The organism is bacterium, from assembly GCA_016708025.1.
Classification (GTDB): Bacteria; Zixibacteria; MSB-5A5; order GN15; family FEB-12; genus FEB-12.
In genome coordinates this window covers 309,547-334,258 of record JADJGQ010000003.1, presented here as the reverse complement: position 1 = coordinate 334,258, position 24,712 = coordinate 309,547, and the positions used below count along the sequence as shown (strand labels likewise).

The window sequence follows — 24,712 nt, the reverse complement described above, 5'->3', positions numbered from 1 at the left end:
TCTATTCACCGATGATCTTGATCAATGCCCGCTTTTTTCTGCGGCCATCGAATTCGCCGTAGAAGATCTGCTCCCACGGCCCGAAATCCAGTTTTCCGCCCGTGATCGCCACGACGACCTCGCGCCCCATCAATTGACGCTTCATGTGGGCATCGGCGTTGTCTTCGCCGGTATCATTATGCCGGTATTGGCTGATCGGTTCGTGTGGCGCCAGTTTCTCCAGCCATTTGTCGTAATCCTGGTGCAGCCCGGATTCGTCGTCGTTAATAAAGACCGAAGCGGTGATATGCATCGCATTCACCAGGACCATTCCTTCCTGCACGCCGCTCTCGCGGATCGCCTCCTGCACCTCATGGGTGATATTGACGAAACCGCGTCTTGAAGGAACGTTGAACCAGAGCTCCTTACGATGACTTTTCATCCCGCTTACTCCCGTTATACAGAGGATAACTTTGTTCGATACGATAGCTTGCGCCGCCTGATGCCAGAACGCTGGAAAAGAGATGAAAACTATCTATCCAGAACGGCCCCGATTCATAGAGATTATTTGCGACAATGTAATCGCCGAGTCTGTTCTCCTGAGTATCCCGCAAGCGGGCGATCGCCACATGGGGGTGGAATTTTCTCTGGTCTTTGGGAATGCCCGAGCGGTTGAGCGCTGAATCTATCTTCTGGTGAAGAAGTTCAAGCGATTCGGACCGTTCAACCCCAACCCAGAGAGTATCCGGACGGCGCCGAGGAGGGAAATGGCCGACCCCCTTCAGCGTCAGTTCAAACGGGGGCAGATTGATGGTGTCGAGAGCGCCAATGACATCGTCAAACACCCCGCCATCCACTTCACCAATAAACCTAAGGGTCAGATGGATTTGGTCAGGTTCAAGCCATCGCGCTCCGGGAAGGCCGCAACTGATTCGAACCAGCTGCCGGGCCGCTTCGTCCGGTAGATCAAGGCCGACAAACAAGCGGTACATAGTCCTACATACGTCCTTTTCAGCCAGTAAGATACAGGCTTCCAGGAGCAAGTCAACCACTCGTCTCTCTAGTCGGTCCCTCCCTGAAAAGTCTTGGATAACGGCGACGGACGGGTATATTATTGCCAGATACTTCGGCTACGGCGCGCATAAGACTGGGAGGTCATCCGTGAAGCTCCGGCATTTATTGACAACGGTATTAGCAATTACTTTCCTGTCTTTCTGTTCATCCCACGCAACTGGGCTCAAACTCCCCAGCTTTGGCATGTACATACCATCTACGGGAGGATTGCTTGAGATTCCGGTAGTAGTCGATAGTTTTCCGGGCCAAATAGGCGGTTTCAGGCTCTGCCTTGCTGAGCGCGGCTACGACTTTACTGTCCTCAAAGTTGAGCCAGGTGAACTGATGACCGCGTGCGGCTGGGAGTATCTCAACTGGCGTCGCGTCGCGGTCACTGCCGAAACCGGCTATCCGTGGGATGTTCACCCAAGTACCGCGACAAGTCTCCTTGAGATCACCGGCTTTGCCTCCGTTTCAGAGGGATATCAAGCGTCGTGTTACGCATCCGGAAGTCGGATGGAATTGGTGCGGATCCATACCGCTTTTGCATCTCCCAGTTGGGCGGGAAACGTCAACACAGCCTGTTCGTCTCGTCCTCTCATGTTTTATTGGCGGGATTGCAATGACAACGTCCTGTATAGCCGGAGTGGAGATACACTGTTCGCCGCCTCTGAGTTGCTGTGGCCACATGTCGGCATATCTCCTTCGGATTCACTCAATGTGGTGTTTCCCGGCTACGGCTCGCCCGATCAGACCTGTCTCGCGGGACCGGAAGTCGCCGTTCCTGCATTTACCGCTGTTGACGGTTATTATGATATTATTTGCACAGACAGTGTGAATCCCTGGATCGGCGATATCAACTGCGACGGCTATGCCTACACCATCGCCGACGCTATCCGTTACACTCGCTATTTTGTCTGGGGGTTGGGCGTTCTTACTTGTACTGAGCAAGCTATTAGCGGCTCAGACATCAATGGCGATGGACTGACCCTCACCGTGGCCGACCTGGTGCAGCTAATCAAGATCACTACCGGCGAAGGGTTTTATCTGGATCCGATCTGGCATAGCTTCGAATTCGCCAAGCCGGTTGCGACCTTTAATAAGGCCACGCTCAGGATCAGCGAAACCTCTTCCGATAGCAGATGTCTCATCTCTTCCGATCAACCGATCGCCGCCTGCTATGTCCGTCTTGTCTCCGCCAACGACCGGCCGCTTCGTGAGTCGGATCTTCGTGAACTTGCGCCAGAGGCAATGGTCGGTACTATCGGCGACACACTTACTCTACTCTGGATCGACCAATCGGGTGAGCCGGTGTTTGGACCGGGGAGCTATCCGCTGTTTGCGTCCAACGATTCTCGTTTCCGGATAGTACATTCGGAAGTCGTCGGTATGAACGCCAAACCGATGTCAGTTGAAGTCTCCCAGACAGTGCCTGCGGAATTCCGCCTCGAACAGAATGTCCCAAATCCGTTCAACCCGACTACAGTGATTTCCTATACCCTCAATAGTCCTGGTAGGGTAACCCTTGAAGTTTACAATGTGTATGGTCGACAGGTGATCAAGCTGGTGGATGCGTATCAAAGCGCCGGTATCCACGACGTTACCTGGCACGCAGTCGATCAGTCTGGAGAGCCGATAGCCAGCGGGCTCTATTTCTATCGCCTTTCTACCGGCACCGATGTCGCCACCCGGAAAATGCTGCTCCTCAAATAAGTCGTATAATCATACGAGTTTTCACGCCCGGTTCTGAGCTGTTACACAGTCTCATAACCGGGCGCGTCGTTTCTATGGATCCTCACCTCATTACGCTTCACGGCATGCGAGAAGGGAGAAACGTATGTCACATCGTACAACGATTCTTGCAGTGGCGGTTCAACTGGTTTTGGCGCTCGCCATTGCCATCGCCGCCGACCAGATCAACGGCTCGCTCTCGGGACGGCTGACCGACAAGGACACCGGCGGCCCGGTTATCGGAGCCTCTGTGCAATTGGTTGGAACGAAAATGGGGGCGATGTCTGACCCTAACGGCAGATTTATCATCACTAAAATCAGCCCAGGCGTTTACTCGGTCAAAATCTCTTCGGTGGAGTACAACACTGTTGATGTCTCTGGAATCGAAGTGAAACCAGGTGATACGACTGAGGTCAACTACCAATTGACCAAGAAGGTTACCGAATTGGATGGGACTATTGCTGTCACTGCTTCTCAGGACCCGATCCAGAAGTACGAGACCTCCAATATCGCCTCCATTACTTCACAACAGGTTCACCTGAAGCCGGTACAACCAGTCGACGCCTTGCTGTTTAACTCGCCCAATGTTCAGACCACGACCAATGGCCACGTGTTTATCCGAGGGGGACGTGCTGGAGAAGTTTCCTATATTATCGATGGTGTACCTATTGGAGATCCTCTGGCGGGCACGGGTGGAGCTGGGAGCAATCTTAGTTTGTCAACTGGAACGATTCAGCCAGTCCCCCTCTCTCATGGCGGGTCAACCACCGTCAATGGAGTTCCGTTCGACGCCATGTTCTTCAAAGACTACGGTGTCAATCCGTTTGTCGATACCGAAGATGACAATCTCTCGACCTTCGCCATCGATGTCGACGACGCGTCATACATTCTGGCCCGATCGTACCTCGAATCCGGCAACCTCCCGCCCTCTGAAGCTGTCCGCGCTGAGGAGTTTATCAATCATTTCAGTTACGAATATCCATCGCCGCGACGTGAGCCGTTCTCAATCGAATTGGAGGGGGCGCCGTCGCAGTTCGGCAATTCGAACAATTGGATGTTGCGGGTTGGGATCCAGGGGAAATATATCCAGACCGAGAATCGAAAGCCAGCCAACCTGGTTTTTGTCGTCGATGTTTCCGGTTCAATGGAATGGGGGAATCGACTGGAGCTGGTTAAGCAGGCCCTCTACCTGCTGGTTGAGCAGCTCAAGCCTGAAGATAGGGTCGGCATAGTGGTGTATGGCTCCACTGCGCGGGTCGTTCTCCAGCCGACTTCGGTAGATGACCGCGAGTCGATCAAGCGCGCCATTTACAGCTTGGCTTGCGATGGAGCCACCAACGCCGAAGAAGGGATCCGCCTCGGCTACGAGATGGCCAATCGGATGTTCGACCCGCGCAAATTGAATCGCATTATCCTCTGTTCCGATGGTGTCGCCAATGTCGGTTACACCGGACCAGAGCAGATACTGGAGCAGATCAAAGGATATGCGAAGAAGGGGATCACCCTGACCACCGTCGGATTCGGTATGGGTAACTACAACGATATCCTGATGGAGAAACTGGGTGACAAAGGGAACGGCCACTACGCGTATGTTGATGATATAGAAGAGGCAAAGCGAGTCTTCGTCGACAATCTGAACGGCACCCTTGAGGTCATTGCCCGTGATGTCAAGATCCAGGTGGAGTTTGACTCGACCATGGTTCGAAGCTATCGCCTGATCGGCTATGAAAATCGCGATGTTGCTGACGAGGATTTCCGCAATGATACCGTCGATGGCGGAGAGATCGGCTCCGGACACCGCGTCACCGCGCTGTATGAACTGAAACTGAGTAACTCGCTCGGTTCAGGAACGCTCGGTAAGGTACAGGTTCGGTTTAAGGACTCCGAAGGGAAAGTGGTTCGTGAGGTCTCCCGGATCATTGACCCCGATCACTTTGCCAAGCAGTTCGACGATGCCTCGTATGATTTCCGGTTGGCCGCCACGGCTGGTCAATTCTCGGAGATATTGCGGGACTCATATTGGGCCAGAGGGGAGAAACTTGCCGATCTACTTCCGATCGCCAAGGGACTGAACAAGGAGATCGATGACAAGGAGGTTGCAGAGCTGGTTTCGCTGATCGAGCGTGCCAACGAACTGAAGAAGAGCTTGTCGGAGAAGTAGCAGGGAGGCTTCCTCCGGCAGTATCAAAGCGGCGCCGTCTGGCGCCGCTTTGCATATCATGCTACAGCAACTTCTCGATCTTGTGCACCAGTTCATCATCATCCGGGCTGACTCCGGAATCAAACCGCGCGACCACATTTCCCTGTCGATCCAACAGGAATTTCCCAAAGTTCCACTTGATCTCACCAGGGCAGGGCGACTTTTCGGTCAGATAGGCAAACAGCGGATGCTTGTCCTTTCCTTTGACGGAGACCTTGGCCATCATCGGGAAGGTGACGCCAAAGTTCAATTTGCAGAAGGCCGCGATCTGCTCATTCGAGCCCGGCTCCTGCTGACCAAAATTGTTGGCGGGGAAGCCGACGATCACCAGGCCGCTATCTTTGAATCGCTCATACAGCTTTTGCAGCCCTTCGTATTGCGGGGTGAATCCGCATTCCGATGCGGTATTTACGATCAAAGTCACTTTCCCTTCAAACGCCGCCAGGCTGCTGTCGTTGCCGCTGATCGTTTTGAACCCGATCTGGCGGTAGTCGTTGGAATTCATCTGTTCTCCCTGTTTGCTATTCTGGGGACTTTCCGTTTTGCCGGTGGATTTTTCGCCGGATCCCCAGGCAGACCATGCGATCATCGTGATGGTCAGGATCAGAGCTACTGCGAATCGAAACACTGTCATTACTCCTCCAATACAAGGTCTGGACCCTATAACCAGAATCCCCATAAGTCGGTTTCCGGCAACAAGCAGGAAAATGGAGCCAAATAAACTACACCACGCCGTATGGTATCAAATAACTTTCTCGTGTCGTCCACTTTTCATGTATTATCTTATTGAAGGTGGATTGACCAATATGCACGAACTGAGTATTGCAGGGAATATTGTCGAGGCGGTCCAGCAGGAGATGATCTCCCGCGGCATTGACCGGGTTGCCACGATTGCTCTCAGGATCGGTCGCATGACCGATATTGACGCTGAGTCGTTGCGCTTCGGTTTTGAAGTGATCACCAAAGAGACTCCTCTCGCCGAAACCAGGCTAGTGATCGAGCATATCCCGATCGCCGCACGTTGCCAGACATGCCAACTCGAATTCGAGGTCCCCGATCTTCAGTTCAGATGTCCAGCCTGCGCCGGCAGTGCAGTTGATCTGATCCATGGTCAGGAGCTCGATATAGCCTACCTAGAGATCCCGGATGATGACCCTTCGCTGGTCTCTTCAGATTCAAATGCCAGTAAGAAAGCGACAGAGTGAAATGACCGACAAAGTTGCGATAGAAAAAAAAGTACTGTCGGAGAATGATCGACTGGCTCAGGCCCTTCGTGAAAAACTTCAGGCGAAAAAAGTCCTTTGTCTCAATCTGGTTAGTTCTCCCGGTTCCGGCAAAACCAGCTTGCTTGAAAAGACGATCGGCGCACTCAACAACGAACTTCGACTTGCCCTGATCGCCGGCGATGTACAGACTGAAAATGACGCCAACCGACTCCAGAAGGCCGGCGGGAAGATCGTTTATCCGATCGTTACCGGTGGCAGTTGTCATCTCGATGCCCGTATGGTCACCGCCGTGACCGACCAGTTTTCTCTCGATGATCTGGATATCTTGTTTGTCGAGAACGTTGGCAATCTGGTCTGCCCCTCAAGCTACGACCTGGGCGAAGATATGAAGGTGGTACTGATCAGCACCACTGAAGGTGACGACAAGCCGTTGAAATACCCAGGCATGTTCCGTCGATCCTCCGTCATGGTGATCAACAAGATCGACCTGCTAGGGAGCTCCGAGTTTGAGATGGAACGCGTCCGCCAACACGCCCTCTCGATCAACGGACAACTTGAGATCTTCGAGACCTCCTGCCGCACAGGCGTAGGCCTGGAGACCTGGTACGACTGGCTCAGAAAACAGGTCGCGAACAAGAGATCGAGCTGAACAGATGGAGCACTCGACGGGAACAGATTCTTCCCCTCTGGCACGCTTTCGTTTTCTAGTGAACGGAGTTGTGCAGGGGGTCGGTTTTCGTCCGTTTGTCTATAGAATCGCGACAGAAGAAGCACTGACTGGGACTGTGCAAAATGGCCCAAACGGTGTGACGATCGAGGTTGAAGGCTCAGCCCATGCAATTGCGAGATTTCGCCATCGTCTGCAATCCGAACTTCCTCCCCAGTCACGAATCGATTCGCTTGAATCAGTGTCTGTTGGATTGACGGGCGAGTCTCATTTTCAGATTATCCACAGTGCGCATGACGGAGCCGCCGCTACGCTTATTCCTCCGGATATCGCCACCTGCGACGACTGCCTTCGCGAGCTCTTTGACCGATCTGACCGTCGCTTTGCGTATCCATTCATCAATTGTACGAACTGCGGACCACGTTACACCATTGTCCGGTCAATACCGTATGATCGCCCGTACACTTCCATGTCGACTTTCACGATGTGTCCATCCTGCCAGGGCGAGTATGATGACCCGGCAGATCGTCGGTTTCACGCCCAACCCAATGGTTGTGCTATTTGTGGTCCGAGGGTGCGTCTTTGTCAGGCCGATGGGACTTCGGTCATGGGCGAACCGATTCCGACTGCGGTAGATCTTCTCAAAACTGGTTTGATTCTGGCTATTCGCGGAGTTGGCGGTTTTCACTTGGCGGTTGATGCCGGCAATGAAACTGCCGTGCAGAGATTACGCGATCGAAAAGGTCGCGCTGAAAAGCCGCTGGCCATGATGGCTCCAGATATCACCACCATCGAGAACTTCTGTATCCTCTCCGATCATGAGCGGGCATTGCTTCTTTCTCCCAGCCGACCAATCGTATTGCTGAAGAGCAGAGAGGCTACGGGGATCGCCAACGCGGTGGCGCCCGGTCAGCAATATCTTGGCTTTATGTTGCCGTATACGCCGCTTCATCATCTGCTCCTTCGAGGCAATTTCACGGCGTTGGTCATGACCTCTGGCAATCTTGCAGAAGAGCCAATTGCAATCGGTAATCAAGAGGCGCTTGACCGACTAAAAGATATCGCGGACTATTTCCTACTTCACGACCGGGAGATACTGCAGCGCTGCGATGATTCGATCGCCAGAATTCAAGGATCACAACCACGGTTGATCCGGCGATCCCGTGGTTACGTTCCACTACCAGTGACCCTTGCTGAGTCAACGATCAAGCCGATCCTGGCCGTTGGAGCGGAACTGAAGAATACCATCGCGCTTTCCCGCGGTAACCAAATCTTTCTCTCGCAGCATATTGGCGATCTGGACAATCCCACCGCTCTTGCGTTTTTCGAACAGAGTATCTCCCATTTCGAGCAAATTCATGAGATCGTCCCTGAGGCAATTGCTTACGACCTGCATCCGGAGTATCTGTCAACGCAATGGGCCCAGAAGCAAGCACTCCCCTCGGTCAGCGTTCAGCATCACCACGCCCATCTTGCCGCAGTGCTGGCCGAACACAAGCATGTCGGAAAAGCGATCGGGATAATTCTCGATGGCACCGGCTACGGCACCGATGGGACGATCTGGGGAGGCGAACTTCTTTTCGGCGACGCTTCCGGCTATGTCAGATCGGCCTGGCTTGCTCCTGTTCCGATGCCCGGCGGGGGATTGGCGATCAAGCAGCCATGGCGAATGGCACTGTCTCATCTCTACTCATCAATTGGTGAAAACATTGCTGACCTGGATTTGCCGGTCGTTGCTCAACATCGGCAAGAGATTCCATTGCTGACCCAGATGATCCAAAAGAAGATCAACTCGCCGCTGACTTCAAGTTGTGGGCGACTCTTCGATGCTGTGGCGGCTTTGCTTGGATACAACCGCGAGATTGCCTATGAAGCGCAGGCTGCTATCGGGCTGGAAATGCTCTGCGATCACTCGGCAGTTCGTGCATCCAAAGGTTACTCCAGCGCGCTAGAACAGATACCGGCGTCCGGCGCTCTGACAACAGCCCCACTTATATTGAGTATAGTGGAAGATCTCCGACGTGGGATCGCCCGCTCCCATATTGCTGCAGATTTCCACCGGTCGGTGGTTGAAGTTTGGGTGAAGGCAGCGCGCGAAGCTCGGACCCGGTACAACTGCAACACAGTCGCCCTCAGCGGCGGTGTTTTTCAGAATGACCTGCTCTTTGAATTGATGGTGGATAGATTGTCCGCTGAGCAGTTTACTGTCTTGACTCATTTGCAGGTCCCAACCAATGATGGCGGCATTGCACTCGGCCAGATTACTGTGGCCAATGCACATTTTCGCCGCGAAAGAGATTGATTAGTCATGTGTCTGGCCATTCCTGGAAAAGTGATTTCGTTGCATGAAGAAAACGGCCTCCTCATGGGAAAAGTGGAATTCGGGGGAACCCTCATTTCCGCCTGTCTGGCGTATGTTCCTGAAGTGAAGGTCGGTGAATACGTCATAGTACATGCCGGCTTTGCGTTAAACGTTATCGATGAGGAAGAGGCCGAGCGAACATTCGCCCTGCTGAAAGAGATCGGCGAGAGTGAAGGACAGGGATGAAGTATCTCGAGGAGTATCGCAATCCGGAGATCGCCCATCGTTTGCTTGACGAAATCCGTGACAAAGTTACCCGCCCCTGGGTCATTATGGAGATCTGCGGCGGCCAGACTCATGCGATCCTCCGCAACGGCATAGACGAGCTCCTTCCCGATACTGTCACTCTGGTCCACGGGCCAGGCTGTCCCGTCTGCGTGACACCGCTTGAATTGATCGAAAAGGCGCTTACGCTTGCCTCGCGACCGGAGGTCACCTTTGTCTCTTTCGGTGATATGTTGCGCGTCCCTGGCGTTTCCAGAGATCTGTTCAAGGTCAAATCCGAAGGGGGGGATGTACGGATCGTCTATTCTCCGCTGGATGCAATCCGGATCGCCAAAGAAAATCCCGATAGGCAGGTGGTTTTCTTTGCGGTCGGATTCGAGACCACCGCACCCAACAGCGCCATGCTGGTTGCGCAGGCAGTCAGAGAGGAGATCACCAATCTGTCGCTGCTGGTTTCCCATGTTCTGGTGCCACCGGCCATGACAGCCCTGCTCGACTCACCACAGAATCGAGTTCAGGCATATCTTGCGGCCGGCCATGTCTGCACGGTCATGGGATGGCAGCAGTATGAGTCAATTGTAAGAGACTATCATGTTCCGATCGTGGTGACCGGGTTTGAGCCGGTGGATCTGCTCTCCGGAATCCTCTCTGCGATCAAACAGCTTGAGTCCGGACAGGCCAAGATCGAAAATCAATATGCCCGTATGGTCACGCGGGAAGGTAATCTGTATGCCCAACGGCAGATCGATGATGTATTCCAGATCTGCGATCGTACCTGGCGCGGTATCGGCGTTATTCCCAGGAGCGGACTGAAACTTCGCGACAAGTATGCGACGTTTGATGCCGAACCACGCTTTGGTCTGACCGATCTGGTTATCGCCGAGCCTGCAGACTGTATTTCCGGGATCATTCTGCAAGGCCTCAAAAAGCCGAACGAATGCCCGCAATTCGGGAATCGTTGCACACCGGCTACTCCTCTCGGCGCAACCATGGTTTCATCTGAAGGGGCCTGCGCCGCCTATTACAATTATCAACGCTTCCGCAATCTGTCGGAGAAATAAATAGATGCCAGACAAACCGCTAGCTCCCGAAGATTTCGCCCGCTGTCCGCTTCCGATCAGTGAGCATGATACTGTTCAGTTAGGCCACGGCGCAGGCGGCCGGATGATGCAGAACCTGATCTCAAATCTGTTTCGATGGGCCTTCGATAACGACGCCCTCAATAAAATGGATGACATGGCGGTTGTCTCTCTCCCAGGAAACAAGCTGGCGATCAGCACCGATTCATTTGTGGTTGATCCGATCTTTTTCCCCGGTGGCAATATCGGCGAACTGGCGATCTATGGAACGGTCAACGATGTTGCCATGTCCGGCGCGCGCCCGCTCTATCTCACCGCCGGGTTTATCATTGAGGAGGGTTTTCCGCTGGCAGACCTCCGACGCGTAGTCGAGTCTATGCGCGATGCTGCCCGAACTGCCGGAGTATCTATCATTACCGGAGATACCAAGGTTGTGCATAAGGGAAAAGGGGATAAGATCTTTATCAACACGACCGGGATCGGAGTGATCGAACATCCGCACACAATCTCCGGAACCAACCTGCAGCCCGGCGACAGGCTGATTCTTAGCGGTACGATCGCCGAGCACGGGATGGCAGTTCTTTCGCAGAGAGAGGGACTGCAGTTTGATATGCCGGTCCTTTCTGATGCCGCGCCACTGCATGGATTAGTGTCGCGCATAATCGAAGCGGGTGGTGGATCAGTGCATGCCCTTCGCGACGCTACACGTGGAGGTGTTGCCGCGGTCCTCAATGAATTTGCTGTCAGCTCCAAAGTAGGAATTCGAATTCAGGAGAAGTCTATCCCGGTACTCCCGGCAGTCGCCGGTGCCTGCGGCCTGCTTGGTCTTGATCCGCTTTATGTTGCCAACGAGGGAAAGCTGGTTGCTGCAGTATCCGCCGACAAGGCAGAGGAAGTACTTTCCGCTATGCGCGCTCATCAGATGGGTAAGAACGCTGTCATTATCGGTGAAGTAATAGCAGAACAACCTGCCGTAGTAACGATGCAGACCCTCCTTGGAAGCTGGCGAATCGTTGACATTCCATTAACGGAGCAACTTCCGCGCATCTGCTGATCTGTATTTGTCCGTTCGATCCTCATCGTTCAAAATCACGATCATACTAACGCTAATCGTGTACTAATTCTACTCTTTCGTACGAATTTACCTGCATCAATTTCTGAACAGTTGTAGTGGAAACTGAACAGTTTCCCCTATGAAAAATAACGTACGAAAAGGTCACGAATGATTTCAGTCTATAGTAATCAACGAGTTACAAATTACCTCAGAATGGGCGCATGTTTTGTATTACCGACTGCTGCTGGATTCCGACATTGGGTATTGAACAAGGAGTTTTTGCATGACCATAACATGGAATGTCTCTTCACGTACACGCTCGCTCGTGATAGTGACAGTTCTGGTGATCCTGGTCTCAGGTTCAGCGGCAGATGTTCAGGGAGCATTGCGTGCCGCCGCAACTTCGCCGACCTCAATCACACTTAACTGGACTGCGCCTGGAGATGATGGGAACACAGGTACAGCCGCCGTCTACGATATTCGTTATTCGACAGCAACCATCACCGACGCAAATTGGGGCTCTGCCAACCAGGCGTCCGGCGAACCATCGCCGCAATCCGCTGGCGCGGCAGAAACGTATGAAGTGACCGGATTAACTCCGAGCACGTCATACTACTTTGCGATCAAGACTGCGGATGAAGCCGGCAACTGGTCCGCTCTCTCCAACGTCGTGCTAAAGTCGACGCAGGTTGAAGCAACCGCGCCATCGGCTATCGCCAACCTGGCGGCGCCTTCATCCACCATCAACTCGGTGACGATCACCTGGACCTCGCCGGGTGATGATGGCTCAACTGGTACCGCCACAACGTATGACATTCGCTATTCGACGGCGACTATCACCGAGGCGAACTGGAACTCGGCGACTCAGGTCTCCGGCGAACCTTCACCGAAAGCTGCGGGTCAGAGCGAATCTTTTGCTGTCACCGGATTGGCCGGGACCACGACATATTACTTCGCTGTTAAGACTGCTGACGAGGTGCCGAACTGGTCGGCTATTTCGAACATTGCCAGTCGTGCTACCAGTGCGGAGTCAACCGCGCCTGCCACCGTGGCCAACTTGGTGACTAGTACATCGAATGAAAGTTCGGTGACTCTCACCTGGACTGCGCCTGGTGACGATGGATCTACCGGCACCGCGACTACCTATGACCTGCGTTACTCGACTGCCACCATCACCGCGGCGAACTTCAATTCAGCGACCCAGGTCACTGGTGAACCTTCTCCTAAGGTGGCAGGGCAGGCCGAATCATTCGTCGTGACTGGATTGAATTCCAGCACCACTTACTTCTTTGCGTTGAAGACCGCTGACGAAGTGCCGAACTGGTCGGCTATCTCCAACGTGCCTTCGCGAACCACCACTGCGGAGACAACTGCTCCGGCCACCGTCGCGAACCTGGCGACTACTACGTCGACCTCGACCAGCGTCACGCTGAGCTGGACTGCTCCGGGAGATGATGGCTCGACCGGTACTGCTACCACCTATGACATTCGCTACTCGACTTCTACTATAACAGCAGGCAACTTCAGCTCTGCCAGTCAGGCAAGTGGTGAACCTACGCCGTTGGCCGCCGGCCAGAATCAGACATTCACAGTCACGGGCCTGAACCCGAGTACTACCTATTATTTTGTGCTGAAGACGGCGGATGAGGTTCCGAATTGGTCGGCGATCTCCAACGTACCGTCGCGCGCCACCGGAAGCGAAACCACCGCGCCGGCGGCTGTTGCCAACCTGACAACGACGGCATCGACCTCCAGTAGCGTAACCCTCACCTGGACTGCTCCTGGTGACGATGGTTCTACTGGTACCGCGACTACTTACGACTTGAGATACTCGACTGCTGTGATCACTGATGCAAACTTTGCTTCCGCAACACAGGCGTCTGGTGAACCTTCACCGAAAGCGGCCGGTCAGTCCGAGACTATCACAGTCTCCGGATTGAACTCGAGTACAACTTACTACTTTGCTCTTAAGACGGCGGACGAGGTTCCGAACTGGTCTGCCATCTCCAATGTACCTTCGCGCGCTACATCCGCCGAAGCTACGGCTCCTGCGGCTGTTGCCAATTTGGGCGCGGGCAGTGAAACCGGTAGTACCATGACGCTCTCATGGACTTCGCCTGGTGACGATGGCAACAGTGGCACGGCGACGACCTATGATGTACGCTACTCGACTTCGTTGATCACTGCCGCCAACTTTGCTTCGGCAACACAGGCTACCGGCGAACCGTCGCCGAAAGCTGCCGGACAGGCCGAAACATTTGTGGTCACCGGCCTGAACGGTTCCACCATGTATTACTTTGCGATCAAGACCGCTGACGAGGTCCCAAACTGGTCCGCCTTGTCAAACATCGTCAACCGCGCTACCACCACGGAAACGACTGCTCCGCGTTCGATCACCGACCTTTTGGTCGCGTCATCTTCGCAGACGACCGTAACTCTGAACTGGACAGCGCCTGGCGACGATGGCAGTGTGGGTACCGCCACCACATATGACATTCGTTACTCGACCTCGCCGATCACAGCTTCGACTTTTGCCACGGATCCGCAGGTGACGGGTGAACCGACACCACGCGCAGTCGGGACAGTTGAGTCCTTTACCGTGACCGGACTGATCCCCGGCACTGCGTATTACTTTGCCATTAAAACGGCAGATGAAGTTCCCAACTGGTCGACGATCTCAAACGTGGTCAATCGCACCACGGCCGGTGACGGCACAGCGCCGTCCGCCATCAACGACCTTTCCGCGCTTCCCGGAGAGAATGACGGTGAGCTGATCCTCGGCTGGACCGCTGTCGGTGATGACGGTCTCACTGGTTCTGCTACCGCGTACACCATCTGGCTGGCCGAATCCGAGTTGACTGATTCAACCTGGACCAGCGGCTCGCCGTATGCGGGTTCTCCCATACCGCTCCCCAGCGGTTCAACTCATGCCTATACGCTGACCGGGCTCGTGCCCGGCCAGCGGTACTGGGTCGGTGTCGTGACCTATGACGAGGTTGGCAATTCCGACGGTATCTCCAACATCGTGAACGCCGAATCCAAGATCGACATAGGAACCGGTGGCGAAGGCACGGTCGCGGATGTCGCTTACCCAAAACCAAACACGGTACTCAATACGTCCAAGCCGGAACTGGCGGTGTTGAATATCACTGCGTCCCCCGCCTCTGCTTATCTGTTTGAAGTAGCGACTGACTCGCAGTTTTATTCCATGGTAACTGATGGCGTGGTTCCGGAGGATCAGGATGGTTGCACTGAGTGGAAGATCGATGAACCGTTGGCCGGAGGGACAGTTTACTACTGGCGCTCCAAGGCCGATGATTATCCCTACTCTGCTCCGGCAGCGTTTATGGTAAACCCGGCTGCTCATCCGTATCCGAACCCGGCACAATTGTCGCAGCATCCGACCATTACTTTCACCGATCTCCCTGAAGGCGCCGACCTGATCGTCCTTTCTCCTTCCGGTGAGCAGATTCGATATTGGGCAGATGTTTTCGGCGGTGACCTGCAGTGGGATGGCACTAATGCATCCGGTAATCAGGTCTCGTCGGGTACCTATCTCTGGTATGTTGCTGATTCTGATATGAAGGGAAAGTTGATCGTCATTCGATGACTACTGCGCTAAGCACTTTTCTGCATCTTCCGTAAACCGCCTGAATTGTGGCGGTATTTGTGCTTGTATCTGTACGGCTCTGAGGTCGAGCTTTCTCCCCATTTCTACCCCCTTTAATGCTTTTTGCCGGTTGGCCGATAATCTCCTTAACCGATGACAAGCTGCAGGCAGTTCAGCCTTGCCGCTTATTGGCCCCTTTTCCAGACACAGACAGACCGGGACAAGACATTTCCGGTTGTTCTAAGGAGAATTGGATGTATACCCAACCGTTGTCCGGCGGCCCGTTTCCTGGACGCCCTTCTGATGCAGAACTCGCCTCGACAACACGTATCGCGGTGGAGCCGAATGAGCGTCCGGCTTACCCTCGAATCGACCTGACCTGTATGCCACTTCTTGAATCAGTGATGAGTACGCTTCCGTCAGACATTCTGACCAAACACCGCATCATTCCGTTCAGCCTTGATCGCGAAGGGGCACGGATGCGCGTTGCCTGCGCCGATCCAGCCGATCCAAGGATGACAGTGGCCGTGAATAATCATCTCCCCAACATCTCCTGCGAGTACTACCAGGCGGATGGTATGGTGGTGGATACGCTGCTTCAGCGCTTCGCTACCCAGGGGATCGACCCGCGAAATGTCTCATCTGCCAATGCTATTGTTCGGTCTACTGAGTCCCAGGCAGACGAAGCGACGAACGTGACCGAGTCAGAAGAACAGACTCACGAGGTACCGCCGCAACGCGTGGTACTCTTTGCCAACCCGGATGGTCGGATCAGTCCGCAACTACTGGCCGCTTTTCATGCGGCCAAGTACGATGCCCGCGTCGTCAGGAGTATTGATGCCGTGGTCCGCTTGCTCGATCAGGCGCCGGTCGAAGTACTTTACATTCATGAGAGCCTTCGGAGCCGAAGTGAATCGCTGGCTCATCAATTTGACCAGCATGCTCGCGGTGTCGCCGTTCACTATTATCGCTCAGAGACCGACCTCTTGCTGAACCAGACGGATAACGAATTCAATGATAATCTGCATCGCAAGAATCTGCACTTGCTGCGTCACCTTCTCGATACGCAACATGGCCCACGCGCCGCTCATGCCGCCACGGTTGCCCGTATGTCTGAACTGGTCAGTATTAAGCTGGGCCTGCCGCCCCGCCTGCGGGCGTCGTTGCTCTCAGCGGCCTTTCTGCACAACCTGGCCGAAGAAGATCTGACCACCACACAAGGTTACAGCCAGGCAGACCTCATAGCGTTATCGGCCGGACGGCTCGCCTCCTGGGATTACCCTGCCGGCGTCGTGGAATTGCTCCGTGATATGGCGACCTTGCGAACTGCCAAAGAACATGTCGATCCAAACTCAGTCAGTTTTGCTGGTGAGATCGTCGCTGCAGTTGATCATTTCTGTCATGAGTGGCCCGACCATGCGCAAATGCAGCCGGAACAGATCAAGGAGATCGAAACCAAGCTTTACGCTGACCTGAAGCCCATGATCTCTCCGACCATCCTCAGGGCGCTGATCGAGACTGTGCGTGATCAGTTTGTTTCGTTGAGTCGCCGTCTCTTTGATTTTGTCGTGCATATTTGCGTCCCGCAACTGACGCTTCCTGCCGGCATTGAATCGCCACTGATTCGGGCGGGATATCGGGTTGAGCAGACTCGTTCGATTGAAGATTGCGCTCAGGCCTGTGGCCGAAACATTCCGCAAGCACTCCTGGTCTATCATTCCGGCAAAGCTGAAGAGGTCAAAGATCTCCTGCTTTCTCTGGCTCTGCGAGGAGTCCGGATCGATGCCATCCCGACCCTGCTGATGCTGAATGACCGCGTGGTCGGCGAAGCGATGCCGCTACTCAGCCACGGCATCGACGATGTCCTCCCGGCATCCGTCACAGCCGATGTCCTGATCACCAAGCTCAATCGGATCAAAGACCGGATAGAAGACCGCAACCGTCTTCGGGTTGCTGTTTTGCAGGATCTCGGTACCCATGGCTCACTTGAAGATATGTCGCTGGTGGATCTGTTGGAGGCGATGCGTGCCAATCGTCGCCCAGTACAGATCAGCCTGACCGCCCACGGCAACCACTTGACGATGATCATCGATCAGGGGAGAGTGGTGATGGCGGAGTGCGAAGGATACCGCGGAATCGATGCGGTCATGCAGGGAATCGGCTGGAAACGGGGGATCTGGTCGATCGATCCAATCATCCCGGATCAAATGCCCAAAAGCAGTCTCAATGAACCGGTTGACAGCATCCTGCTTGAAGCCTGCGTCCAAATGGACACAGCCGCTGTCCGATACTGATCTTGAGCCACAACAAGCAAAGAAGAACCACTGGTCTGCAGACCAGTGGTTCTTCTTTTATTCAGGTCACCTTCGAGAGGTGAAAGTACGATCTACGCTTTTCTGCGACGGATCATCCCAAGACCCGCCAGACCGATCCCAAACAACGCCATCGTCGCCGGTTCCGGAGTCGCCATCATCTTGTCTTCGGTCAGGATCTCAAGGCTGACACCATCATTGAAGTAATGGCAATCAGGATCAAATCCAAAACCGAACCGTCCGTCCATCGCGAAACTGTTCAAATGACCAAGCATCTCAGCGTTCAACGAAATGGTCAGATCGAAATTCCGGGAACGCCCGCCGTACGGGTCAGTCCAGGTGGTGATGTGCGGACCACGTCCCGCCCAGTTATCGCCACCCTGCTGGTTGTCCTGGTATGTACGGACACCAAGCCGGGGGTCGTTCAACAGGTGGACATACAGCCGATCGTTGTACTCACGCGTCCAATCCCAGATATTCTTGATCGTCAGCGTGGCGCCGATAATTCGCTCGCCTACATGCTGAGACCAATCGATCCCCCAGGACTTGTAATCATAATGATCCAAATCCTGAAGATCAGGCTGGGAGGGCGTGAAGTAGTAGACAGCAGCCTGCGAGGAAGTCCCTGCAAGTGCCATCATCAGAATGAAAGCCGCGACTACTAACTTTTTCACGTCGTTCTCCACGAAATCTATATCGTTCTTATTCTGTTTTATTTCAGCTTATAGAAACTCTGCAGCCCTATAAAGCAAGTGTGCTGCCATTAGCCAATTCCCCTACGCTCTGCAGCAGGTATTTTTTCGACCTTGAACCACAATGAGTTACAGTCGCCACCGCGCCAACTGATTAGCGTGATTCTGGGGTGTCAGGTGATTCCTCTGATTTGAGATAAGTCTCTTGCACAAAAGCGAACTGCGGTTGCATTGCCACGCCTCCGTAGATTCGCCTACAGCGGTCTACTGTATCGATTAAAACCAGACGCAACTAGGTATAGCAGCCGCCCGATTGCTTGATTGATTCTTGAGGGGAAGTTCGTCCGGGTCTAGTTCGAGGCTGGTGGATCAAAGGGAAGCAGCGTGTAAACCTGCTGTGACATCTCTTGCTCAAACTGATCCAGTTGAGCCAGACTGGTGGAATCAGCCGGGGATACAAAGCGGACAAAAGCGACATCGGTCGGCTTGAACTGCAGCGCACTGACCATGGTGTAGAACTTCAATGTATAATCATTGGCGGTTTCGCCGTGGGAAGTAATATACCAGTAGTCGACCACGCGCAGCGCCTGACCATATTTGACATACAGCCGCGAGGCGGGAATCACTCCATTTCCGATGGGAATGGATCTTGGCTCAGTCTTAAGGATAACCCATCCTGAACCGGGCATACAATTTCGCGGAGAATGGACTCCACCCTGCGTATTCTCTCCCGCAAAGTAAGAGAAGAACAGATCAACCTGATCCCCCTGCGGATTAGAGTAAATAGCATTGAAGATCGCGTCAGGCCGCAGAATGTCCACAACCCCGGCTGCGATCGGAAGTTGTTCAGCCACCCATTCACCGTGCCGCAATGGGAACTGAGACAGCTCAACGCCATGCGCCGGATCCGGGCGATAGTACTTCACGACAGCACAGAATGCAAAAGTCGCGATCACCAGTCCGAGAAAGATCAGGAAGGTTTTCTTCGCCACTTCAGAATACCTCCAAGGATCAGGGTGAGCGCCAGGGCCGTGATAAAAACCAACAGGCCGGACATTTCATGCATGAAATCTTCGGCAAACGCCGTACTGATCGCGTAAGCGGTCACGGCTGTGAAAAAGATGCGGAAGATATTGGTGACGATCGCGATCGGGATCGCCGCGAGGAATAGGATCACCGGACGAACTTTCCCCGGCAAAGTCAGGTATCCATACAAGGCCGCCAGCGCCATCAGGGTCACCAGACTCCGCAGTCCGGAACAGGCTTCCAGCACTTCAAGCGAATACTCAGGCAACTGGATGACATTTCCTTTGCCGACACAGGGCACCCCGATCGCCTGAAGCATACTCACGGTGATATCCGAGGCAAACAACTGCATGGGAAAGGTAGCGGCATTATAGATCACTGCCGGGATCGGGATCATGAAGAGCAAAAAGAAGAAGGAGAACCAGATCTTCTTGAAATTCTCTTTCCCGACATAGTAGAGCACCAGACCGGTCACCAACAGAACGAGCGCTACGCGGGTCGAGAAGTACTCGTTCGCGGCCACGCCCACCGCCAGCCCGAAAGCCCCCAATCCGAATAGAATCCAACCGGATGATGCCGGTTTGGCCGGGAAGACCAGCTCGTGCCGCTGACGGTAGATCAGCCAGATCGATATCGGGATGATGAAGAAGCCGTGGGAGTAATTGTCGTCGCGCACCCAATCCGCCACAAGATCCCACAGGATCGGCAAACTGAACAGCACAATCGCTCCCAGTAGCAGATAGGGATAGAGGTGGGCTTTGAGGTGCTTGGCGAGCAATGCTTGATTGCCGGCAACCTGATTCATGCCTGTAGTATCGTCAAATAGTATACTTTTCGCAACCAACCAATATGTGTGGTCAATTCCGGAATTTCTCTAAACCTCGGAATGGGGAACCGATTTAGTCGAATTTTGGCCCCCGGCCAAGGCAGGTTCGCCCAAGTTCAGCCAGGAACCCCCAACCGAGGGCCCAGTGTATTGTCCAGAAGATCGGGGGAAGGGAGAGGAAATAGCCAAAACCGTGTCTGGACGCGATCAAGACAGACACCATGATCGTGGCACCGAGATAGATACCTGCGGCCACAGCAAAAAGCAGTGCCACCACAGAACTTAGAAACGCCCCCACTGCCAACCCCACTATCCCAACGACAAAGGCCGGGGGGATCAGAGTACCGAGCGAAAGTGTCGCCGGGTGTTTTCTTGCCAGCCGAAACCGCCCCACTCCGTACCGCTTAAGTTGTCGAAACAGTCCACCCAACGATTCTCTGGGATAATAATAGACAGCCAACAGGCTCGATGTAAACGACCGATATCCAGCTTTGGCTACCCGATAATTGAACTCCACATCCTCGCAGGCATCAAATCGTTCATCGAAATTACCGACCTGACCAAAGACCTCTTTGCGGTATGAAGCTCCCGAGCTGGATGGATCAACAAACGCTTCTTCCGCCATGTAAATGGTGGAATCCAGACCATGCCCCAACGGGCTTTTGCGGGCCAAAGAGATCGCCCGCTGCATGAAGTTGTTTTCCGGTGTATCCAGGAACTGCGGACGGCTCAGTACCGAGACATCTTTTTCGCTCATCAAGCGAGCCGTGTTTTTCAGGAGTTGGTCGTTGTCGATGAACGTGTGGCCATCGATGAAAGTAACTATGTCGCCGGTGGCGCTGGATGCGCCAATTGCGCGGGCGGCCGAAGAGAGCTTTCTGGGGTTATTGATCAGGCGGACGCGGGAATCACTGGCCGCGATCTTCTTCACCACTGCGACGGTCTCATCGGTCGACTCACCGTCGACGACGATGATCTCCAGCTTGTCGATCGGGTAATCCTGCGACAACAGGTAGTTCAAAGTCTGTCCAATGAAGCGTTCTTCATTGCGAATCGGCAGGATAACGCTGATCGTCGGCAAGCTGCTCGGACGGTCGCTGGTCATTGCTTTCTTTGCTCGATCGAAAGGCGCTAGTGACGGCCGGGGAGCGAAGTGAAATACTCTACTGTCCGCTGTAAACCTTCGACAAAGCCCACCGATGGACTATAACCGCACTCTTTGATCTGCTCGATAGCGGCAAACGAATGTTTGATGTCGCCGGCACGTGCCGGGGCATACTGGGCCTCGATCTTTACGCCCATGATCTTCCGGAGATTATCCAGCAACTGATTGAGCGTGAATTGCCCGCCGCAGCCGACATTGAACGCCCGCCCGACCATTTTGTCGCTGGTCGCCGCAAGCAGATTGGCCTGGACGCAATTGTCGATGAACGTAAAGTCGCGTGACTGTTCGCCATCGCCAAAAACGATCGGCTGGTTGCCGGACATAAAGGCGGTTATGAACCGCGGTACTACCGCCGCATACTCCGACTTGGGATCCTGTCGCGGCCCGAAAATATTAAAATACCTGAGCGCCACAGTCGGGAATTTGTACAGGTTCGAGTACACCCGGCCATACAACTCGTTGGTCATCTTCGAGACCGCGTACGGGGAGAGCGGACTGGGGATCATCGCCTCACGCTTCGGGAGTTCTTCCGTCTCACCGTAGACAGACGAAGATGAGGCGAAGACGAGCCGCTTGACGCCGGCCTGCCGTGATGATTCGAGCATGTTGAGCATGCCATCGATATTTACCACGCTGGAAGTAAGCGGGTTGTCGACAGACCGGGGGACGCTGGGGAGCGCCGCCTGGTGCAGCACGATATCGATTCCACGGGTTGCCCGGACGCAGGTCCAGTAATCCCGAATATCTCCATCCAGGATCTCGATCTCAGCCTGAATGTCTTCAAGATTCTCTCGTTTGCCAGAGGAGAAATTATCGAGAACGCGGACGGTATGGCCGTCGCGAAGTAACCGTCTTACTATGTTTGAGCCGATGAATCCGGCGCCGCCAGTGACCAGGTATTTCATGATCTATCTATCCAGTTCAAGTTGAAGGTCTAACTACCATATCGGTGGTTCACCGATTCTGCTTAAGCCACTCCGCCTAATTGATAAATTCAGCTAACTACCGACAGCATGGCAGGTTTCGCGCACCAAGGCGGACAGCTCTCCCGGTACCGGGGCGAGCCGCAGCTAAAGTACTACCCAGGCCGGCCCTTGTCCATCCTCAAATTGGACCAATTCCAGGGCGGTCGCCAGTGATTTGCTTGAAGCGGGGGGAGGGAGATCGTTACGGACAGGTACGGGGTGCCTGTCCACCGAAGAAATAACTGATGAAGTAAGCAAGATCTGACAGGTCAACACGACCATCTGCCGAGCCATTGACATTCGCCTCAGCCATGCAAAACTGCAGACCGGTACCGGTCCCCTGCAGGAAGGAGATCAAGACGGCCAGGTCGGATAGATCGATCAGATCATCCGCCGAACCATTGACATTTCCCGTCTGCCCGACGCAGTTGTCACAGGTCTTTTTGACGGCGTTGTTGGAGACGCTCGACCAATTGTTTCTTTCGTCGGCGGTACGCAGGGCGAAATAGTAGATCGTATTTGAGGCAAAACCGGTCAGCTCGAGTTTCTCTTTACCGCCGGCCAGTTTTGGAGTCGGAAGATTGGGAATCACCGTTGCGTTACTCCAGTTCGCCGAGGTGATCGGCAATAAGGAATAACGCAATTCGTATTTTGTCGCCTGGCCACTGTAGCCATCATCTCCCGGGGCGGTCCACTGTAGATATACAGTGCCGGCCTGGACAGGCAAGGCGCAAAACAATAGTATGACCAGCAGTCTAGTCGTTCTCATGAACTCCGCAAAAACTGTTTAATTCGAGGTGATTAGGTCGCCCAGCTACGAAGTAAAAAAGGCGAGAATCTTAGTGTCTAAATATCGCTGCCAATATACGAAATCGGACAGCTTTTTCCAAGGAACTTATCTGGCTGAACGCTCAGAAATTCAATTACCGTCTTTCGACCGACAACGGAATTTCAGTCTGTCCCGCACAACCACAGCGCAATTCGTCACACAGTTTACTGTTTGGTACACAATCTCATAGAGGGAATGCACGCCAAACAACCTGTGCCAGCACACGCACAATATGCGTTTATGTGCACCAAGAAGTCTGTGTTAATCGTTAGATTTTTGTTATTTGTCACCCGATCTGTCTCATTCTCTCTGACCTGTGTTCCCACAAATCACCTTCACGAGAAAACGAACCAGCTCCTTCCGGACGACTGAACCTTAAACCCTCGGCTGTGCAAAAAGTTTCCAAAATAGAGCCACGAAGGCCATAACATTCCGGTGGCTCGTCCTCCGACGGAACCAGCGCCCGGCTATCCTGTTATAGGAGAATCGAATACCAGGGCCATGTCAGATCCCGCCCGGAAGCGCCTTTTTCCTGCAACGGATTTGCCGATATTTCGATATAATAACTGGACCGAATATGTATGTGTGCGGCTGGCCACCTGCGTCGGGTCTGCAATGTCGCACCGTTCGTCGCTAAAGCACGGTTTTTCCGGTCAAAGATATCTTGGAAAGGAGATCAGTTATGGGCAAGCCAATGCTTGTTCTCTCGGTCATAGTCGCTCTGGTAGGAATTCTGGCCTCGCTCTATCTCTACAAGGAACTGCGTTCCTTAAAATATCAGCAGGCAAAGATGGAAGACTCCTACGCTGAGAGCATCGCCTCAGTCAACACCTTGACCGACATGATTGACCGCAAGGTAGAGCACCGCGCAGTGTTTCTGCATCATTCGGTAGGCCGGGGAATCCTAAACCAAGGGGGACTCCGTGACAGCCTGCTGGATATTGGCGTCCTGGTTCGCGGAGCTACTTACGGGGATGAGATCGGCGAGGAAACCGACATGTGTGACTGGGCCCCCAAGTTCGAATCCGATATGGAACGGATCTTCAATTTCAAAGCCCATCCAAACCAGTACTATTCCGAGGGCTTTGCCAACGATATCGTGATCTTCAAATCCTGTTATCCGAACAGCAATATCGGGACAGCGGATGCCTCCTCCCCGGTACCGGCTCAACGCCAAAAGACGATGGATAACTACACCGGTTACTTCAAGTCGCTGGCGGCCACCTTCAAGAAGTACCCCAACAAGCTGTTCGTTTACATGACGGCTCCGCCTTTGGCTCCCGAGCGGACCACGCCGGAAAACGCCGCCCGTGCGCGGTCATTCAACCAGTGGTTGCAGAACGAATTTATCCCGGCCTACCAGCAGGAAACCGGACTTCGGAATTTTGTGGTCTTTGATCTGTTTGATCTCCTGGCCAATCCGGAGAATCTGCTCAAGGAGCAGTTCCGTACTGAACGGCCGGGCGACTCCCATCCCAATATTGCCGGCTATCAGGCGGCGGCTAACGGCTTTATGCAGTTCTTCCAGCCTGTCTGGGCACAATTTCAGAACGCCAACCTGGCTCAGCAGCCTCAGGCGGCTAAGTAGTTAGGTCTTTAGCAAGTTGAGTCTTATGACGGAGGGCGTGTTGCCTTCCGTTTTTATTTGGGGAATGGATACGGTAGACACACTAATGGCTGGAGCGACTCAGTCAGACTTCGGATTCAGATG

Annotated in this window: 20 protein-coding genes; 11 read left to right on the top strand and 9 right to left on the bottom strand. The window is 53.8% G+C overall.

Translation table 11 applies throughout. The features are described from left to right. Window position 1 precedes the first annotated feature (1 nt). Entirely contained in the window at window positions 2-421 is a 420-nt protein-coding gene (locus IPH75_12675) for a YjbQ family protein (GenBank protein ID MBK7142925.1), read from the bottom strand. Next, window positions 405-971, bottom strand: coding sequence for an RNA 2',3'-cyclic phosphodiesterase (thpR, locus tag IPH75_12670; protein ID MBK7142924.1), 567 nt, complete (start codon window positions 969-971; stop codon window positions 405-407). Before thpR ends, IPH75_12675 begins: the two co-directional genes overlap by 17 nt. A gap of 265 nt (window positions 972-1,236) precedes the next feature. On the opposite strand from thpR, the gene IPH75_12665 reads away from it, so the two are divergent. Both IPH75_12665 and IPH75_12660 read left to right on the top strand, forming a co-directional pair. Beyond that, window positions 1,237-2,745 carry a T9SS type A sorting domain-containing protein gene (locus tag IPH75_12665; protein ID MBK7142923.1) on the top strand — a complete coding sequence of 503 codons (1,509 nt, stop codon included), beginning with the start codon at window positions 1,237-1,239 and terminating at the stop codon, window positions 2,743-2,745. Between the two features lie 124 nt (window positions 2,746-2,869). Continuing rightward, on the top strand, window positions 2,870-4,924 hold the full coding sequence (locus IPH75_12660) for a von Willebrand factor type A domain-containing protein (GenBank protein MBK7142922.1): 2,055 nt from the start codon (window positions 2,870-2,872) through the stop codon (window positions 4,922-4,924). A gap of 61 nt (window positions 4,925-4,985) precedes the next feature. On the opposite strand, the gene IPH75_12655 is transcribed toward IPH75_12660, so the two are convergent. After that, the gene (locus tag IPH75_12655; GenBank protein ID MBK7142921.1) at window positions 4,986-5,468 is read right to left on the bottom strand and encodes a glutathione peroxidase; all 483 of its coding nucleotides are present in this window, start codon (window positions 5,466-5,468) and stop codon (window positions 4,986-4,988) included. A 268-nt stretch (window positions 5,469-5,736) separates the two neighbouring features. Here IPH75_12655 and hypA point away from each other — a divergent pair, with 268 nt between their 5' ends. The 8 genes from hypA to IPH75_12615 all read left to right on the top strand — a co-directional run bounded on the left by hypA (window position 5,737) and on the right by IPH75_12615 (window position 17,480). Then, a complete protein-coding gene (hypA, locus tag IPH75_12650) occupies window positions 5,737-6,168 on the top strand; it encodes a hydrogenase maturation nickel metallochaperone HypA (GenBank protein ID MBK7142920.1) in 432 nt (143 codons plus the stop codon). A gap of 1 nt (window position 6,169) precedes the next feature. Continuing rightward, complete coding sequence (gene hypB / locus IPH75_12645) at window positions 6,170-6,838, top strand: hydrogenase nickel incorporation protein HypB (GenBank protein ID MBK7142919.1); 669 nt, start codon at window positions 6,170-6,172, stop codon at window positions 6,836-6,838. Window positions 6,839-6,842: 4 nt separating this feature from the next. Beyond that, window positions 6,843-9,158, top strand: coding sequence for a carbamoyltransferase HypF (hypF, locus tag IPH75_12640; GenBank protein ID MBK7142918.1), 2,316 nt, complete (start codon window positions 6,843-6,845; stop codon window positions 9,156-9,158). Window positions 9,159-9,164: 6 nt separating this feature from the next. Further along, complete coding sequence (locus IPH75_12635; protein ID MBK7142917.1) at window positions 9,165-9,404, top strand: HypC/HybG/HupF family hydrogenase formation chaperone; 240 nt, start codon at window positions 9,165-9,167, stop codon at window positions 9,402-9,404. Beyond that, on the top strand, window positions 9,401-10,504 hold the full coding sequence (gene hypD / locus IPH75_12630; protein ID MBK7142916.1) for a hydrogenase formation protein HypD: 1,104 nt from the start codon (window positions 9,401-9,403) through the stop codon (window positions 10,502-10,504). Before IPH75_12635 ends, hypD begins: the two co-directional genes overlap by 4 nt. 4 nt (window positions 10,505-10,508) lie before the next feature. Further along, entirely contained in the window at window positions 10,509-11,576 is a 1,068-nt protein-coding gene (gene hypE / locus IPH75_12625; protein ID MBK7142915.1) for a hydrogenase expression/formation protein HypE, read from the top strand. Between the two features lie 283 nt (window positions 11,577-11,859). Continuing rightward, a complete protein-coding gene (locus IPH75_12620) occupies window positions 11,860-15,186 on the top strand; it encodes a fibronectin type III domain-containing protein (protein ID MBK7142914.1) in 3,327 nt (1,108 codons plus the stop codon). Between the two features lie 254 nt (window positions 15,187-15,440). After that, window positions 15,441-17,480 carry a DUF4388 domain-containing protein gene (locus IPH75_12615; protein ID MBK7142913.1) on the top strand — a complete coding sequence of 680 codons (2,040 nt, stop codon included), beginning with the start codon at window positions 15,441-15,443 and terminating at the stop codon, window positions 17,478-17,480. 92 nt (window positions 17,481-17,572) lie between these two features. On the opposite strand, the gene IPH75_12610 is transcribed toward IPH75_12615, so the two are convergent. From IPH75_12610 to IPH75_12585, 6 genes are all read right to left on the bottom strand, one after another. Next, window positions 17,573-18,139 (bottom strand): PEP-CTERM sorting domain-containing protein, encoded by a 567-nt coding sequence (locus IPH75_12610; protein ID MBK7142912.1) that lies wholly within the window; start codon window positions 18,137-18,139, stop codon window positions 17,573-17,575. Between the two features lie 401 nt (window positions 18,140-18,540). After that, window positions 18,541-19,182 (bottom strand): EpsI family protein, encoded by a 642-nt coding sequence (epsI, locus tag IPH75_12605; protein ID MBK7142911.1) that lies wholly within the window; start codon window positions 19,180-19,182, stop codon window positions 18,541-18,543. Next, window positions 19,161-20,021 (bottom strand): exosortase/archaeosortase family protein, encoded by an 861-nt coding sequence (locus tag IPH75_12600; GenBank protein ID MBK7142910.1) that lies wholly within the window; start codon window positions 20,019-20,021, stop codon window positions 19,161-19,163. The genes epsI and IPH75_12600 overlap by 22 nt, the downstream gene beginning before the upstream one ends. Window positions 20,022-20,115: 94 nt before the next feature. Next, entirely contained in the window at window positions 20,116-21,147 is a 1,032-nt protein-coding gene (locus tag IPH75_12595) for a glycosyltransferase family 2 protein (protein ID MBK7142909.1), read from the bottom strand. 26 nt (window positions 21,148-21,173) lie between these two features. Then, on the bottom strand, window positions 21,174-22,112 hold the full coding sequence (locus tag IPH75_12590; GenBank protein ID MBK7142908.1) for an SDR family oxidoreductase: 939 nt from the start codon (window positions 22,110-22,112) through the stop codon (window positions 21,174-21,176). 262 nt (window positions 22,113-22,374) lie between these two features. Continuing rightward, complete coding sequence (locus IPH75_12585; GenBank protein ID MBK7142907.1) at window positions 22,375-22,941, bottom strand: hypothetical protein; 567 nt, start codon at window positions 22,939-22,941, stop codon at window positions 22,375-22,377. A gap of 742 nt (window positions 22,942-23,683) precedes the next feature. Here IPH75_12585 and IPH75_12580 point away from each other — a divergent pair. Further along, window positions 23,684-24,589, top strand: coding sequence for an SGNH/GDSL hydrolase family protein (locus IPH75_12580; GenBank protein MBK7142906.1), 906 nt, complete (start codon window positions 23,684-23,686; stop codon window positions 24,587-24,589). Window positions 24,590-24,712: the final 123 nt, after the last annotated feature.

Excerpts from the sequence above, each read along its gene's own strand:
- hypD (MBK7142916.1), top strand. The coding sequence starts at position 9,401 with ATGAAGTATCTCGAGGAGTATCGCAATCCGGAGATCGCCCATCGTTTG.
- IPH75_12595 (MBK7142909.1), bottom strand. The coding sequence starts at position 21,147 with ATGACCAGCGACCGTCCGAGCAGCTTGCCGACGATCAGCGTTATCCTG.
- IPH75_12610 (MBK7142912.1), bottom strand. The coding sequence starts at position 18,139 with ATGATGGCACTTGCAGGGACTTCCTCGCAGGCTGCTGTCTACTACTTC.
- hypE (MBK7142915.1), top strand. The coding sequence starts at position 10,509 with ATGCCAGACAAACCGCTAGCTCCCGAAGATTTCGCCCGCTGTCCGCTT.
- hypB (MBK7142919.1), top strand. The coding sequence starts at position 6,170 with ATGACCGACAAAGTTGCGATAGAAAAAAAAGTACTGTCGGAGAATGAT.
- IPH75_12620 (MBK7142914.1), top strand. The coding sequence starts at position 11,860 with ATGACCATAACATGGAATGTCTCTTCACGTACACGCTCGCTCGTGATA.
- IPH75_12615 (MBK7142913.1), top strand. The coding sequence starts at position 15,441 with ATGTATACCCAACCGTTGTCCGGCGGCCCGTTTCCTGGACGCCCTTCT.
- IPH75_12590 (MBK7142908.1), bottom strand. The coding sequence starts at position 22,112 with ATGAAATACCTGGTCACTGGCGGCGCCGGATTCATCGGCTCAAACATA.
- IPH75_12675 (MBK7142925.1), bottom strand. The coding sequence starts at position 421 with ATGAAAAGTCATCGTAAGGAGCTCTGGTTCAACGTTCCTTCAAGACGC.
- IPH75_12585 (MBK7142907.1), bottom strand. The coding sequence starts at position 22,941 with ATGAGAACGACTAGACTGCTGGTCATACTATTGTTTTGCGCCTTGCCT.
- hypF (MBK7142918.1), top strand. The coding sequence starts at position 6,843 with ATGGAGCACTCGACGGGAACAGATTCTTCCCCTCTGGCACGCTTTCGT.
- IPH75_12580 (MBK7142906.1), top strand. The coding sequence starts at position 23,684 with ATGGGCAAGCCAATGCTTGTTCTCTCGGTCATAGTCGCTCTGGTAGGA.
- IPH75_12655 (MBK7142921.1), bottom strand. The coding sequence starts at position 5,468 with ATGAATTCCAACGACTACCGCCAGATCGGGTTCAAAACGATCAGCGGC.
- IPH75_12635 (MBK7142917.1), top strand. The coding sequence starts at position 9,165 with ATGTGTCTGGCCATTCCTGGAAAAGTGATTTCGTTGCATGAAGAAAAC.
- hypA (MBK7142920.1), top strand. The coding sequence starts at position 5,737 with ATGTATTATCTTATTGAAGGTGGATTGACCAATATGCACGAACTGAGT.
- thpR (MBK7142924.1), bottom strand. The coding sequence starts at position 971 with ATGTACCGCTTGTTTGTCGGCCTTGATCTACCGGACGAAGCGGCCCGG.
- IPH75_12665 (MBK7142923.1), top strand. The coding sequence starts at position 1,237 with ATGTACATACCATCTACGGGAGGATTGCTTGAGATTCCGGTAGTAGTC.
- IPH75_12660 (MBK7142922.1), top strand. The coding sequence starts at position 2,870 with ATGTCACATCGTACAACGATTCTTGCAGTGGCGGTTCAACTGGTTTTG.
- IPH75_12600 (MBK7142910.1), bottom strand. The coding sequence starts at position 20,021 with ATGAATCAGGTTGCCGGCAATCAAGCATTGCTCGCCAAGCACCTCAAA.